Source organism: Cellulomonas alba, assembly GCF_030362835.1.
Classification (GTDB): domain Bacteria; phylum Actinomycetota; class Actinomycetes; order Actinomycetales; family Cellulomonadaceae; genus Cellulomonas; species Cellulomonas alba.
On the sequence record NZ_JAUCGQ010000001.1, the window covers coordinates 2,287,594 to 2,302,017 of the forward strand.

Annotated in this window: 13 protein-coding genes; 11 read left to right on the plus strand and 2 right to left on the minus strand. The window is 75.1% G+C overall.

The window, feature by feature from the left end; all coding sequences use genetic code 11:
- Positions 1–337: 337 nt before the first annotated feature.
- Positions 338–1,993, plus strand: a complete 1,656-nt coding sequence (locus QRT04_RS10445; RefSeq protein ID WP_289455156.1) for a C40 family peptidase — start codon at positions 338–340, stop codon at positions 1,991–1,993.
- An 83-nt stretch (positions 1,994–2,076) separates the two neighbouring features.
- Here the strand turns inward: QRT04_RS10445 and QRT04_RS10450 are convergent, their stop codons facing one another.
- Together QRT04_RS10450 and QRT04_RS10455 are read right to left on the minus strand one after the other, a co-directional pair.
- Positions 2,077–2,436 carry a VOC family protein gene (locus QRT04_RS10450; protein ID WP_289455157.1) on the minus strand — a complete coding sequence of 120 codons (360 nt, stop codon included), beginning with the start codon at positions 2,434–2,436 and terminating at the stop codon, positions 2,077–2,079.
- Positions 2,437–2,587: 151 nt separating this feature from the next.
- On the minus strand, positions 2,588–3,082 hold the full coding sequence (locus QRT04_RS10455) for an inorganic diphosphatase (protein ID WP_289455158.1): 495 nt from the start codon (positions 3,080–3,082) through the stop codon (positions 2,588–2,590).
- Positions 3,083–3,302: 220 nt separating this feature from the next.
- On the opposite strand from QRT04_RS10455, the gene dacB reads away from it, so the two are divergent.
- From dacB to QRT04_RS10505, 10 genes are all read left to right on the plus strand, one after another.
- Positions 3,303–4,718, plus strand: a complete 1,416-nt coding sequence (gene dacB, locus QRT04_RS10460) for a D-alanyl-D-alanine carboxypeptidase/D-alanyl-D-alanine endopeptidase (RefSeq protein ID WP_289455159.1) — start codon at positions 3,303–3,305, stop codon at positions 4,716–4,718.
- A gap of 56 nt (positions 4,719–4,774) precedes the next feature.
- Positions 4,775–5,830: a zinc-dependent metalloprotease gene (locus tag QRT04_RS10465; RefSeq protein ID WP_289455161.1), complete on the plus strand. Its 1,056-nt coding sequence runs from the start codon at positions 4,775–4,777 to the stop codon at positions 5,828–5,830.
- Positions 5,831–5,871: 41 nt separating this feature from the next.
- On the plus strand, positions 5,872–7,020 hold the full coding sequence (tilS, locus tag QRT04_RS10470; protein WP_289455163.1) for a tRNA lysidine(34) synthetase TilS: 1,149 nt from the start codon (positions 5,872–5,874) through the stop codon (positions 7,018–7,020).
- Positions 7,021–7,034: 14 nt separating this feature from the next.
- The gene (gene hpt / locus QRT04_RS10475; RefSeq protein WP_289455164.1) at positions 7,035–7,589 is read left to right on the plus strand and encodes a hypoxanthine phosphoribosyltransferase; all 555 of its coding nucleotides are present in this window, start codon (positions 7,035–7,037) and stop codon (positions 7,587–7,589) included.
- A gap of 143 nt (positions 7,590–7,732) precedes the next feature.
- Positions 7,733–9,769 carry an ATP-dependent zinc metalloprotease FtsH gene (gene ftsH / locus QRT04_RS10480; protein ID WP_289455165.1) on the plus strand — a complete coding sequence of 679 codons (2,037 nt, stop codon included), beginning with the start codon at positions 7,733–7,735 and terminating at the stop codon, positions 9,767–9,769.
- Entirely contained in the window at positions 9,766–10,392 is a 627-nt protein-coding gene (gene folE / locus QRT04_RS10485) for a GTP cyclohydrolase I FolE (RefSeq protein ID WP_289455166.1), read from the plus strand. The genes ftsH and folE overlap by 4 nt, the downstream gene beginning before the upstream one ends.
- Before the next feature lie 14 nt (positions 10,393–10,406).
- Positions 10,407–10,991 carry a 1-acyl-sn-glycerol-3-phosphate acyltransferase gene (locus tag QRT04_RS10490; RefSeq protein ID WP_289455167.1) on the plus strand — a complete coding sequence of 195 codons (585 nt, stop codon included), beginning with the start codon at positions 10,407–10,409 and terminating at the stop codon, positions 10,989–10,991.
- Between the two features lie 112 nt (positions 10,992–11,103).
- On the plus strand, positions 11,104–12,039 hold the full coding sequence (gene folP / locus QRT04_RS10495) for a dihydropteroate synthase (protein ID WP_289455168.1): 936 nt from the start codon (positions 11,104–11,106) through the stop codon (positions 12,037–12,039).
- Complete coding sequence (folK, locus tag QRT04_RS10500) at positions 12,036–13,883, plus strand: 2-amino-4-hydroxy-6-hydroxymethyldihydropteridine diphosphokinase (protein WP_289455169.1); 1,848 nt, start codon at positions 12,036–12,038, stop codon at positions 13,881–13,883. The genes folP and folK overlap by 4 nt, the downstream gene beginning before the upstream one ends.
- A complete protein-coding gene (locus QRT04_RS10505) occupies positions 13,883–14,368 on the plus strand; it encodes a DUF3180 domain-containing protein (protein ID WP_289455170.1) in 486 nt (161 codons plus the stop codon). Before folK ends, QRT04_RS10505 begins: the two co-directional genes overlap by 1 nt.
- Positions 14,369–14,424 lie beyond the last annotated feature (56 nt).

The following is a 14,424-nucleotide window of genomic DNA, read 5'->3' on the forward strand; positions in this document are numbered from 1 at the left end:
CGATCCGGTACGTGAAACGGCCGTCTCACGATGCGGTCGCGCGTGTGTCCGCGACCGCGACCGCAGCCGGGGGTCCGCGTGGCGAACGGGTGACGCTGTCGCCGCCGCGCCCGATTCGTCCCGAAGCACACTCCTGTGACTCCTGTTACTCGTGTGACTGATGTTCACTTCTGGGATTAGCGCCGGTAGCGTCCGAGGGGCGCGGGCATCGCAGCCCGCCGTGCAGGTAGCGCGGGCCGGGCCGGCAGCAGCTCAAGATCGGGCCGCGCGCAGCCGAGGGCAGACCAGGGGCGGCAGCACGGCCGCCCTCGAGGCGGACGGGGAGAGGCAGCACGGCGTGACGGACGGGAACTGGCTCAGACGCGGTCGCGGTCGCGCGCGCCTCGTCGCAGCCCTCGGCGCCCTCGCCCTCGCGGGGACGATCGGCGCCACCTCTGCCAATGCCGCGCCGACCCCGCCGTCGCAGCAGGACGTCGCGGACGCCCAGCACGCCGTCACGGACGCCGCGCAGTCGGTCGCCGACATCGAGGTCCGGCTCGCCCAGCTCGCGACCGTCGCGGACGAGGCCGACGTCAAGGTCCAGCAGGCGGGCGAGAGCTACACCCAGGCGCTCGCCGACGCCGATGCCGCCCAGGCCACCGCGGACGCCGCCCAGCAGCGCGCGGACACCGCGGAGGCGTCGGCCGAGGAGACCCGCGAGACGCTCGTCGCGCTCATGCGCCAGATGGCGCGCTCGGGCGGGTCGACCGACATGCTGCAGGCCGTGCTCTCGGCCGACGGCTTCCAGGACGTCGCGCGCCGCACGGTCGCCCTCGACCAGGTGACGGGCAAGGTCGACCAGGCCGTGCAGAACTACCGCGCCGCGCAGGTCGTGTCCACGACGCTCGCGACGCGCGCGCAGGACGACGCGGACGCCGCCGCGGCCGCCAAGAAGGACGCCGCCGACGCGCTCGACGTCGCCGAGCAGACCCAGAAGGACGCGCAGCAGCAGGTCGACGACGCGTCGGCGGAGCGCGACCAGCTGATCGGTCGGCTCGCGCAGGCGCGGAACACGAGCGTCGCGGTCGAGCGACAGCGCCAGGACTTCCTCGACCAGCAGGCGCGGGAGCGCGCAGACGCCCGCGCCAAGGCGCAGGCCCTCGCGGCGGCGCACGCGCAGGAGCAGGCGCACCACTCGTCGGGCGGCTCGAAGGCCGGCTCGTCGGGCGGCTCCGGCGGTTCGTCGTCCGGGTCGGGCTCTGGTTCGTCAGGCGCGGGTTCGTCCGGGGCGGGTTCGTCCGGGTCGGGTTCGTCCGGGTCGTCGGGGTCCGGCTCCGGATCCGGCGGGGGATCGGGGTCGTCGGGCGGATCTGACCAGGGCTCGAGCGGCTCCGGGCACTCGGACGGTGACTCCGGCTCGTCATCGGGCGGCTCGTCGTCGGGCGGTGGGTCGTCGTCCGGCTCCGGCTCGTCGGGCTCCGGCTCCTCCGGTTCGGGCTCCTCCGGCTCCGGCTCCTCCGGTTCGGGCGCGGGTTCCTCCGGCTCCGGCTCCAGCGGCGGCTCGTCCTCGGGCGGATCGTCCTCGGGTGGCTCGTCCCCGGGTGGCTCCGCGTACGGCCTCGGCACCGGCACGTCGCGCGGCAGCGCGGCCATGGGCGCGGCGGCCGTCGACGCGGCGCGCGCCGAGCTCGGCTCGCCGTACGTCTGGGGCGGTGCGGGTCCGTCGTCTTTCGACTGCTCCGGCCTGACGATGACGGCCTGGCGCAAGGCGGGCGTCAACCTCAACCGCACGTCGCGCGACCAGTACAAGCAGGTCAAGAAGATCAGCTACGACGACCTGCGGCCCGGCGACCTCGTGTTCTGGGCGACCGACCCGAGCAACCCCAGCTCGATCTACCACGTCGCCATGTGGATCGGCGGCGGCCAGATGATCGAGGCACCGCGCCCCGGCCTCACGGTGCGCATCACGGCGATGCGCTGGTCGGGCACGATGCCGTACGCCGGTCGCCCCTGACGCGGCGAACACCGCCCGCCGATCGGGCGTCGCCGCACGCCGGCCGCGCACGGGACGGCGACCGGCGCACGGCGACCCGATGCTCAGTCCGTGTGGCCCTCGTACAGCCCCATGCGGTTGCCCTCGGTGTCGACGAAGGCCGCCCACCAGCTCGTCTCGCTGATCTGCGCCTTCGGCACGAGGACCTCGCCGCCGAGCTCGACCACCCGTGCGAGCGTGTCGTCGATCGAGTCGACCTCCACGTAGCTGCGTGGCTGCTGGAGCTTCTCGTCACGAGCTCCGAAGCCGCCGCCGCTGATCTTGTTGGGCGCCGACCACATCGGGTAGTCGTCGAAGCCCGGCGGTGCCGAGATCGACCAGCCGAAGACGGCCCCGTAGAAGCCGGTCGCGCGCTCCATGTCGTCGACCGGGATGTCGATGTGCGTGATGTCGCCGTGTGGCATGTCTGCTCCCGCGTGCTCTCGAAAGGTGCTCGTCGGTGGACCCCTCCACGCTAGGACGAACCACCGACATGCCCCAGTGCCCGGCGCTCCGGACGCACGAGGGGCGGGCCACCTGTCCGGTGACCCGCCCCTGCGAGGCTGACGCCTGGCGTCAGTGGTTGTAGCCCGCGTCGATCGCGCGCTGCCGGGACTTCTCGATCTCGGCCTCGGCCTCGGCGCGACCCACCCAGTGGGCGCCCTCGACGGACTTGCCGGGCTCGAGGTCCTTGTAGACCTCGAAGAAGTGCTGGATCTCGAGGCGGTGGAAGTCGGAGACGTCGTCGATGTCCTGGCGCCACGCGGCGCGCTGGTCGCCGGTCGGCACGCACAGCACCTTGTCGTCGCCGCCGGCCTCGTCGCGCATGCGGAACATGCCGAGCGCGCGGCAGCGGATCAGGCAGCCGGGGAACGTGGGCTCCTCGAGCAGCACGAGCGCGTCGAGCGGGTCGCCGTCCTCGCCCAGGGTGCCCTCGATGAAGCCGTAGTCGTCGGGGTAGCGCGTCGAGGTGAAGAGCATGCGGTCGAGGCGGATGCGGCCCGTCGCGTGGTCCACCTCGTACTTGTTGCGCTGGCCCTTGGGGATCTCGATGGTGACGTCGAACTCCACAGCACTCCTCGGTCGGCGTCCTCGCCCGATCCCGGGGCGGTGGACGAACGGTTCCGGCGCGTCGGGGTCGTCCGTCGCGCTGATCTGGTGACAGTAGTCTGACGCACCCGCGATCCGGTCGCCGTATCGGGTTCGTCACGGCCGCGCTCGGAGCGCCAGAGACGGCGGACGGGCACGGCGGACGGGCACCGCGGACGAGCACGAGACGACGGGACGGTCCATGGCGAAGGCGGGGCGCGTGGCGGCGACCGCCGCGCTCGTCGTCGTGCTCGCAGGCGGCGCGTACGTGACGGCCGACGCGTACGACCTCGTGCCGGGCGTCGTCACGCTCGCGCCCGTCCCGTCGCCCGCGGCGCCGTTCCCGACCGCGCCGGGCGCCCTGATGCCGACGGCCGACGCCGCGCCGGCGCTCGAGGAGCTCGACCCGCAGGCGCCCGTGCCCGACGACGCGCGCGTGCAGCAGCTGGTCGACGGGCTCGTCGCCGACACCCGGATGGGCTCGTCGGTCGGCGTGCTCGTGGCCGACCAGCTGACGGGCGACACCGTCGCGGCGCACCTTCCGACGCAGGGCCGCATCCCCGCGTCGACCGCCAAGCTCGTGATGGCCGTCGCGTCGATGACCGCCCTGGGCGCGGACACGACGCTGCCGACGCAGGCGGTCCGCGGCGCCGGCGACAGCGTGGTGCTCGTGGGCGGCGGCGACATGATGCTCGCGGCCGGCAAGGGCTCGTCGGCCGCGGTCGTGGGGCACGCCGGCCTCGCGGACCTCGCCCGGCAGACCGCCAAGAAGCTCAGGCTGCAGGGCCTGACGACCGTGCACCTCGGACTGGACGACTCCCTGTTCACCGGTCCGACCGTCAGCCCCGGCTGGCACCCGGACTACCTGACGGGCGGCTTCGCGGCACCCGTCACGGCGGTCGCGGTGGACATCGCCAAGACGCGCGAGGGCGAGTACGTGCCGCGGTGGCCGGACCCCTCGATGCAGGCCGCGCGCACGTTCGCCACGCGGCTGGCCGAGAACGGCATCACGGTCGTGGGGAGCCCGACGCGGACCTCGGCCCCCGACAGCGCGCAGGTGCTCGGCGAGGTGCGCTCGGCGCCGCTCGGCCAGGTGCTGCAGTACACGCTCGAGACGTCGGACAACACGATCGCGGAGGTGCTCGCGCGACTCGTCGCGGTCCACGAGGGGCTGCCCGCGACGTTCGAGGGCGGCGCGAAGGCGGACCTGCTCGTGCTCCAGGGGCTGGGGCTCGACACGACGGCGGCCGTGCTGGCCGACGCGTCGGGGCTCGCCGACGGCTCGGTGCTGCCGCCCGACCTGCTGGCCGGGCTGCTGCGGCTCGTCACCGACCCCGACCAGCCCGCGCTGCGGCCCATCGCGGTGGGCATGCCGATCGGCGGGCTGACCGGCACGCTCGACGACCGCTTCACGCAGTCACCCGCGCGCGGGCTGGTGCGGGCCAAGACGGGGAGCCTGTCGCACGTGACGTCGCTCGCCGGGACGGTGCAGACCGCGGACGGCCGGCAGCTGGTGTTCGTCGTCATGGCCGACAAGACGCCCGACGGCGGCCAGGACGCGCCGCGCCGCGCGATCGACGCGTTCGTCACGTCGCTCGCCGGGTGCGGGTGCCGGTGACGCAGCGGCGGGCCGCCCCGAGAGGCGCCGCCCGCGCCGCCGGTTACCGTGGGCCGGTGGAGCTCGAGCAGGCAGGACCCGTCGACTGGCCGACCGCCGCCCGGATCGCGGGCCGGCTCGCGGCGCCCGGGCCGAGCGCGAGCCGCGAGGAGCTCACCGCGCTCGTCGCCGAGCTGCGCTCCGCTGCCGGCCGCGCCGCCGAGCACGCGTCGCGGATCACGCAGCTGACGCCCGCCGACGGCAGCGCCCCCGCGCAGGCGTCGCGCGTGCTCGTCGTCGACCGCGCCCGGTGGGCCGCCGCGAACACCGAGGTGTTCGCCTCGATGGTCGGCCCCGTGACGGTCCGCGGGCGTCCGGTGCCGCCCGCTGCTCGCGCCGCCGGTGCCGTGCAGGTCGGTGGGGTGCTCGCGCTGCTCGCGGGCAAGGTGCTGGGTCAGTTCGACCCGTTCGGCGGCGCGGACGGTGAGCCAGGGCGGCTGCTGCTCGTCGCGCCCAACGTCCTGCAGGTCGAGCGCCAGATCGGCGTCGACCCGTCCGACTTCCGGCTCTGGGTGTCGCTGCACGAGCAGACGCACGCCCTGCAGTTCGCGGCCGCGCCCTGGCTCGCGGTGCACCTGCGCGCACGGGCCGCCGAGCTGCTCGAGGACCTCGCCGGCCCGCGCGGGCTCGCGAGCTCGGCGGCCGAGCTGGTCGAGGGCCTCGTGCGCGCGCTGACGCAGCCGGGCGGGTCGGTGCTCGACGTGCTCCCGCCCGCGCAGCGCGAGGCGTTCGAGGAGGTCTCGGCCGTCATGGCCCTGCTCGAGGGCCACGCCGACGTCGCGATGGACGAGGTCGGGCCCGGTGTCGTGCCGAGCGTGCGGGACATCCGCCGCAAGTTCGAGGCGCGGCGGGACGAGAACGCGCGGGCCGGTGGTGTGGACCGCCTGCTGCGCCGCCTGCTCGGCATGGACGCCAAGCTCGCGCAGTACCGCGACGGCGCGGCGTTCGTCCGCGGCGTGCAGGCGGAGGTCGGCGTCGCGGGCCTCAACGCGGTGTTCGCGGCCCCCGAGAACCTGCCGAGCCGGCGCGAGGTGTCGGACCCGCGCGCGTGGGTGCGCCGGGTGCACGGCTGACGCGGGCGGGCGCGAGGGACGACGGCGGGCGGCGACGGACCATGGCACAGCCGGACCCCGCGGTCGCGGCCGTCCGATCGGCGGTCGCGGCCGGCGTCGCGGGCCTGCCGCCGGGCTCGCTCGTGCTCGTCGCGTGCTCGGGCGGCCCGGACTCGCTCGCGCTCGCCGCGGCGCTCGCGTTCGTCGCGGAGCGTGGGGGGCGGACGTCGCGCGTGGGGTCCAGGCCCGGTCCCGAGCGCGGCGGGTCGGCCGCGAGCCCGGCCGGCCTGCGCGCCGGGGCCGTCGTCGTCGACCACGGGCTGCAGCCGGGCTCCGCGGCCGTCGCCGAGCGGGCCGCGGGCGCGTGCCGGCGGCTCGGGCTCGAGCCTGTCGTGGTGCGGGCGGTCCGGGTCGGGGCCGCGGGCGGACCGGAGGCGGCAGCGCGTGACGCGCGGTACGCGGCGCTCGAGGACGTGGCACGCGAGTGCGGCGCGGCGGCGGTGCTCCTGGGCCACACGCTCGACGACCAGGCCGAGACGGTGCTGCTCGGGCTGGCCCGCGGCTCCGGGGCGCGCTCCCTCGCGGGGATGCCCGCCGTGCGCGTCCCGTTCCGGCGACCGCTGCTCGGGCTGCGGCGCGCCACGACGGTCGCGGCCTGCGGCGCGCTCGGGCTCGAGCCGTGGCACGACCCGACGAACGAGGCCGACGGCGGACCGCTGCGGAGCCGGGTGCGGGGTGTGGTGCTCCCGGTGCTCGAGCGCGAGCTCGGGCCGGGCGTCGCCGAGGCGCTCGCACGGTCGGCCGCGCAGCTCCGGGCCGACGCCGACGCGCTCGACGCGCTGGCCGTGGCGTTGCTGGCCGAGGCCCGCGTGGTCGCCGCGTCGGTCGTCGACCCGCCCGGCCACGACGACGGGCGGCCCGGTGGCGCGGACGACGAGGGCATCGACGCCGAGGCGCTCGCCGCGGCGCCCGGAGCGGTCCGCGTCCGCGCCCTGCGGCTCGCGGCGCTCGCGACCGGCGTGCCCCCGGGTGCACTGCGCGCGGAGCACGTCGACGCGCTCGACGCGCTCGTCACCCGGTGGCGCGGGCAGGGACCGGTCGCGCTGCCCGGCGGGCTGGTGGGGCGGCGTGCGTGTGGCAGGCTCTTCCTCGGCGCGCCCCCGGCTCGTGACGAGCTGCCCGCGGCCGCCGATCACGCGCAGCACGACTGACAGGAGCAGCACCGGTGGACCGTGCCGACGTGGAGAACGACCTCGAGAAGGTGCTGCTCTCGCAGGAGCAGCTGCACGCGCGCCTCGACGAGCTGGCTGCGGCGATCGACGCCGACTACGCAGGCAAGCAGCTGCTGCTGGTCGGCGTGCTGAAGGGTGCCGTCATGGTGATGGCGGACCTCGTGCGCCGGCTGCACACCGACGTGCAGATGGACTGGATGGCGGTCTCGTCGTACGGCTCGGGCACCAAGTCGAGCGGCGTCGTGCGGATCCTCAAGGACCTCGACACCGACCTGACCGGTCGGCACGTGCTGATCGTCGAGGACATCATCGACTCGGGGCTGACCCTGTCGTGGCTGCTGTCGAACCTGCGCAGCCGCGGCCCGGAGAGCGTCGAGATCGCCACGATGCTGCGCAAGCCGGAGGCCGCCAAGGTCGAGGTCGACGTCCGCTACGTCGGGTTCGACATCCCGAACGAGTTCGTCGTCGGCTACGGGCTCGACTACGCCGAGCGCTACCGGAACCTCCCGTTCGTCGGCACGCTCGCCCCCCACGTGTACGGCGCGTGACCACGGCACGGACGTGCTGTGCAGTCCGCCACGGGCTGATGTGCCCTGGGCGAACAGGGGCGGATCGCGCCAGGTCGACCGTGTACGTTCGATGACCTGCACCCCTGCGAGCGGAGGATGAGGGGCACGCGCCCCGATCGCCCATGAACCTCAAGCGCCTTGTCCGTGGCCCGATCCTGTGGATCGTCCTCGCCGTCGTCCTGCTGTGGATCGCGGCCGCGACCCTCGGCGCTCCGAGCGCGAAGAAGGTCGACACGTCGGTCGGCCTCTCGCTGCTGAAGCAGGACGGCGCGGTCCAGCAGGCCAAGATGACCGACGGGCAGCAGCGCGTCGACCTCACGCTGACCGAGGACCTCAAGCAGGGCGACACCGACTACGGCAAGTCCGTGTACTTCATCTACACGGAGCCGCTGGGCGACACCGTGGCCGACGCGATCGTCGCGTCCGACCCGCCGAAGGGCTTCACGTCGGTCGTGCCGCAGACGTCGTGGTGGAGCAGCCTGCTCCAGCTCGTGCTGCCGTTCGTCATCATCCTGGGCATCTTCTGGTTCCTGATGGCGAACATGCAGGGCGGCGGCTCGCGCGTCATGAGCTTCGGCAAGTCGCGCGCCAAGCTGGTCAGCAAGGAGTCGCCGCAGGTCACGTTCGCGGACGTCGCGGGCGTCGACGAGGCGGTCGAGGAGCTCCAGGAGATCAAGGAGTTCCTGTCCGAGCCGGCGAAGTTCCAGGCCGTGGGCGCCAAGATCCCCAAGGGCGTGCTGCTCTACGGGCCTCCCGGCACCGGCAAGACGCTCCTCGCGCGCGCCGTCGCGGGCGAGGCGGGCGTGCCGTTCTACTCGATCTCCGGCTCGGACTTCGTCGAGATGTTCGTCGGCGTCGGCGCGAGCCGGGTGCGCGACCTCTTCGAGCAGGCGAAGCAGAACGCGCCGGCCATCATCTTCGTCGACGAGATCGACGCGGTCGGCCGTCACCGCGGCGCCGGCCTCGGCGGCGGGCACGACGAGCGCGAGCAGACGCTGAACCAGATGCTCGTCGAGATGGACGGCTTCGACGTCAAGACGAACGTCATCATGATCGCGGCCACCAACCGGCCCGACATCCTCGACCCCGCCCTGCTGCGTCCCGGCCGCTTCGACCGCCAGGTCGCGGTCGAGCCGCCGGACCTCAAGGGTCGCGAGCACATCCTGTCCGTGCACGCCAAGGGCAAGCCGATGGCGCCGCACGTCGACCTCACCGCGGTCGCGCGGCGCACGCCGGGCTTCACGGGTGCCGACCTCGCGAACGTGCTGAACGAGGCCGCGCTGCTCACCGCGCGGCAGAACGGCCAGGTCATCGACGACCACGCGCTCGACGAGGCGATCGACCGCGTCGTGGCCGGCCCGCAGAAGCGCACGCGCGTCATGAACACCAAGGAGCAGAAGATCACCGCGTACCACGAGGGCGGCCACGCCCTGGTGGCCGCGGCCCTCCGGTACACCGACCCGGTGACGAAGGTGACGATCCTGCCCCGCGGCCGCGCGCTCGGCTACACGATGGTCATGCCGCTCGAGGACAAGTACTCGACGACGCGCAACGAGCTGCTCGACCAGCTCGCGTACGCGATGGGCGGCCGCGTCGCCGAGGAGCTCGTGTTCCACGACCCCACGACGGGCGCCAGCAACGACATCGAGAAGGCCACCGCGACGGCCCGCAAGATGGTGACCCAGTTCGGCATGAGCAGCCGCCTGGGCGCGATCCGGCTGGGCCAGGACTCGGGCGAGGTCTTCCTCGGCCGCGACGTCGGCCACCAGCGCGACTACTCCGAGGACATCGCGGGCGCGATCGACCTCGAGGTCCGCGCGCTGATCGAGCGCGCGCACGACGAGGCGTGGGAGATCCTCGTCGAGTACCGCGACGTGCTCGACCACCTCGTCCTCGAGCTGCTCGAGAAGGAGACGCTGAACGCCGAGCAGCTCGCCAAGGTCTTCGAGCCGATCGTCAAGCGACCCCCGCGCCAGGTGTGGCTCAGCTCCGACCAGCGCGCGGTCTCCGACCGTCCGCCGGTGCTGACCGCCGCCGAGAAGGCGTCGCACAACGGCCACGCCATCGTGCCCGAGGACGAGGCCGCGGGAGCGCACGAGGAGCACCCCGCGAGCGAGGCCGTCGAGGTGCCGCCCGCCGCGGCGCCGGAGACGGCATGAGCGCGGACGGCGTGGTGTCGTCGATCGGTCCGGTGACGAGCGAGGACCGGGCGGTCGGCGAGTACGACGAGCCGCGCGTGCGCGCGGCGATCCGCGAGCTCCTCGTCGCCGTCGGCGAGGACCCGGACCGCGAGGGACTCCGTGACACGCCGGACCGCGTGGCGCGCGCGTACCGCGAGATCTTCGCGGGCCTGCGGCAGGACCCCGAGGACGTGCTGACCACGACCTTCGACCTCGGCCACGAGGAGATGGTGATGGTCAAGGACATCGAGGTGTACTCGACCTGCGAGCACCACCTCGTGCCGTTCCACGGCGTCGCGCACGTCGCGTACATCCCCGGCGCGGACGGGCGCATCACGGGCCTGTCCAAGCTCGCGCGCCTCGTCGACGTCTACGCGCGGCGGCCTCAGGTCCAGGAGCGGCTCACGGCGCAGATCGCGGACGCGATGGTGAACGTCCTCAAGCCGCGGGGTGTGCTCGTGGTGGTCGAGTGCGAGCACCTGTGCATGTCGATGCGCGGCGTGCGCAAGCCGGGCTCGCGCACCGTGACGTCGGCCGTGCGCGGCCAGATGCGCGACGTCGCCACGCGCGCCGAGGCGATGAGCCTCGTGCTCGGCCGCTGAGCCCCCGAACCGCGATGACGGCAGGTCGGGCGATCGCCCGCACCTTCTGGCGGCTCAGCCGCTGGCGCCTCGTGTCGACGCGGCCGCCGCGTGACGGCGCCGGCATCCTGATCGGCGCCCCGCACACGTCGAACTGGGACTTCGTGCTGATGCTCGCGCTCGCGGGCGAGCTCGACCTGCCGATCCGGTGGCTCGGCAAGCACACGCTGTTCCGGGGACCGGCGGGGCCGCTGATGCGCGCGCTCGGCGGCATCCCCGTCGACCGGCGCGACCCGGCGGGGCTCGTCGAGGAGCTCGTCGCCCGCGTGCGCGGCGGAGAGCGGTTCTACCTGGTGGTGACGCCCGAGGGCACGCGGCGCGGCGCCGGCTGGAAGTCGGGGTTCTACCGCGTCGCGCGCGAGACCGGCTGGCCCGTGACGTTGGGCTACGTCGACCGCACGACCATGACGACCGGCCTCGGGCCGACCGTCGAGCTCACGGGCGACGTGCGCGCCGACATGGACGTGATCCGCGCGTTCTACGCCGACAAGGCGGGCTTCCGGCCTGGCAACCGGACAGAGCCGCGGCTGCGCGCGGAGGACGGCGGCGCGGGCGTCTGACGGCGCGACGCCGGCCCGGCGTCACGTACCCGCTGCCTCGTGACCCGCCGGCGCGCGAGCCTGCACCCGCCGCGGGCTCGGAGCACGAGGCGCCGCACCCTAGGCTCGGGGCGTGAGCGTCGAGGGACCCGCCGGGCTGCCGCCCGAGCTGCGCCGCGCCGGACGCTGCCTCGTCATGGGTGTCGTGAACGTGACGCCCGACTCCTTCTCGGACGGCGGCCGCTGGTTCACGCCGTCCGCGGCGGTGGCCCACGCGCTCGCGCTGGTCGAGGACGGCGCCGACCTGCTCGACGTCGGCGGCGAGTCGACGCGGCCCGGCGCTCGGCGCGTGCCCGTCGAGGAGGAGCGCGCGCGTGTGATCCCCGTGATCGCGGACCTCGCGCGGCGCGGCCTCGCCGTGAGCGTCGACACGACGCGTGCCCAGATCGCGCGCGAGGCCGTCGACGCGGGCGCGGTGCTCGTCAACGACGTCTCCGGCGGCCTGGCCGACGACGCGATGTACGGCGTCGTCGCGCAGACCGGGGCCGCGTACGTCGCGATGCACTGGCGCGGGCACGCCGACGTCATGGACGACCTCGACCGCTACGACGACGTCGTCGCCGACGTCCGGCGCGAGCTCGCCGAGCGCGTCGCGGATCTGCGGGCCGCCGGGGTGCGGGACGACCAGGTGGTGCTCGACCCGGGGCTAGGGTTCGCCAAGCCGGGCGCGAGCAACTGGCCGCTGCTCGCGCGGCTGCCCGAGCTGGTCGCGGACGGGTTCCCGGTGCTGGTGGGCGCGAGCCGCAAGCGGTTCCTGGGCCATCTGCTGGCCGGGCCGACGCACGAGCCCGCGCCGCCGCTGCGCCGCGACGACGCGACCGCCGCGATCACCGCGCTCGCCGCCGTCGCGGGTGCGTGGGCCGTGCGGGTCCACGAGGTGAGCGCGTCCGTTGACGCCGTCAAGGTGGCCGCCGCATGGACGGCCGCAGCGACGCGCGACGGCGGCGCGCAGGACGACGACGAGCTCGCGGTCGACGAGGACGCGAGGACCGGAGGGAGCACCCGTTGAGCACCCAGGACGAGCGATCGGCCGCGCCGCTGGACCGCATCCGGCTGACCGGCGTCTCGGCGACCGGCTACCACGGCGTGTTCGAGCACGAGCGCCGCGAGGGCCAGACGTTCGTGGCCGACGTCGTGGCGTACGTCGACACGCGCCGGGCCGCGGCGCGCGACGACCTCGCGCACACGCTCGACTACGGCACGCTCGCGCAGCAGGTCGTGGCCGTGCTGGCGGGAGATCCGGCCGACCTCATCGAGACCGTCGCCGAGCGGATCGCCGCGACGGTGCTCTCGCACGCCGTGGTGCAGGGGGTCGACGTCACGGTGCACAAGCCGCAGGCGCCCATCACGGTGCCGTTCGTCGACGTGACCGTCGAGATCCATCGCGACCGCAACAAGCTCCCCGCCGCCGAGCCGGTGCTGGGTGACGGCACGACGGCCGAGCGCGTGCCGCGCGCGGAGCCCGTCCGGACCGCGGCGATGCCGGTGGTGGGCGGGCCGGCCGTGGGAGCCGGTGCGGCGCCGTCGGCACCGGTCGGGTCCGGGACGCCGCACCCGCTGCGCGAGCCTGCCCAGCACGCGCCGGACCAGCAGCCGCCGGACCAGACCGCGCCGGACCCGCACGCGCCTGCCCTGCCTGCGCCGGACCAGCCCGCGCCGGACCAGACCGCGCCGGACCAGCCCGCGCCGGGCGCCCCCGCCGCGGGCGCCGACGCGCAGCCGGTCGTCTCGGACGCGCCGGTCTGGGCGCCGATCCCCGGCGTCTCGGGCGCGCCGACCGCACCGGAGCCCGTCGAGCGGGTCGTCATCGCGCCCGCACCGGTCGACGCGCTCCCGACGGGCGTGGTCCCGTCCGTCGCGCCGGCCGGCTCGGAGACCGTGGCGCCGGTCGCGCCCCTGCCGCCCGTCTTGCCGGCCGCACCGGTCGTCGCAGCCCCCCCGGCGGCACCGTTCGTGCCACCGGCACCGCTCGTCGCCGCGGCGGTGCCGGTCCCGCCCGTCGCGCCGACCACGCCCGGCCGGCCGGCCATGCCCGCCCCGCCCGCGATCCTGGTCCCGCCCACGATCCCGGTCCCACCCGCGCCGACCACCACCCCGACCACCACCCGGACCGCCACCCCGACGGCCGAGGCGTCCTCCGCCGCGAACCACGCCCCGGTCGGTGAGCTCGTCCCGGTCGACGTGGTCGACGGCGAGCTCATCGCCGACGCGCTCGACGAGGCACCACCCGTGCCCGTCGACGTCGTCATCGCGCTCGGCGCCAACCTCGGCCCGGCGCAGGAGACCCTGCGCCGGGCGGTGCACGACCTCGCCGCGACGCCCGGCCTGCAGATCGTCCAGGTGTCGCCGCTCGCGCGGACCGCGCCCGTCGGCGGCCCGGACCAGCCGGACTTCCTCAATGCCGTCGTCCTCGCGCGTACGACGCTCGCGCCGCGCGAGCTGCTCCACGCCGCGCAGCGGATCGAGCAGGGCCACGGGCGCGAGCGGCACGAGCACTGGGGGCCGCGCACGCTCGACGTCGACCTCGTGGTGTACGGCGGCGTCCTGGCGGTCACGGACGACCTCGAGCTCCCGCACCCGCGCGCGCACGAGCGCGCGTTCGTCCTGCAGCCCTGGGCCGAGGTCGACCCGCACGCGGTGCTGCCGGGTCTCGGCGGCGGCCCGGTCGCGCAGCTCGCGGCGACCGCGCCCGACCGGGAGGGCCTGCGCTGGATGGCGCTCGACTGGCTCGAGGCGCCGTCCCCGGTCCCCGCGGCGCCCGCCCCTGCGGCCCCCGCGCCCGCTGGGCCCGCGCCCCAGGGACCGTCCGCGCCGGCGTCCGCGGGTGAGCACCCGCCCACGCGGGACGTGTGATGGCGCGGACCCGCTGGCAGACGCTCCTCGTCATCGCCGCCGCGCTCGCGGCGGCCGTCTGGATCGTCCTCGACTCGCTCTACCGACGCGGCACGCTGCCGCCGCGGGTGTCGTGGGCCGTGGCGGCGGTCGAGGTCGTCATCGCGGCCGTGGTGCTGACGATGGGCTGGACGGTGCGCCAGTACCTGCAGGGCAAGCGGCCGTCCCTCGACCCGATCCGCGCCGCGCGCACGGCCGTGCTGGCCAAGGCCGCCTGCTACACCGGCGCGGTGCTGCTCGGCTGGTACGGCGGCCAGGCGCTGCTGTTCGTCTCGAACCTCGACGGCCCCGGCAACGGCGGTCGTGCGGGTGCCGCGGCCATCGCGGCGGGCGGCGCGCTGCTGCTCGCGGTCGCGGGCCTCGTCGTCGAGTGGTTCTGCCGCATCCCGCCGCCGGAGGACGAGAAGCACGCCGCCGCCCACGACGGCACGCCGAGCGCGAGCTGAGCCGCACCCGCTGACATCCGTCAGCGGAACGCCCGGCCGCGCGATGGAAGGATGGC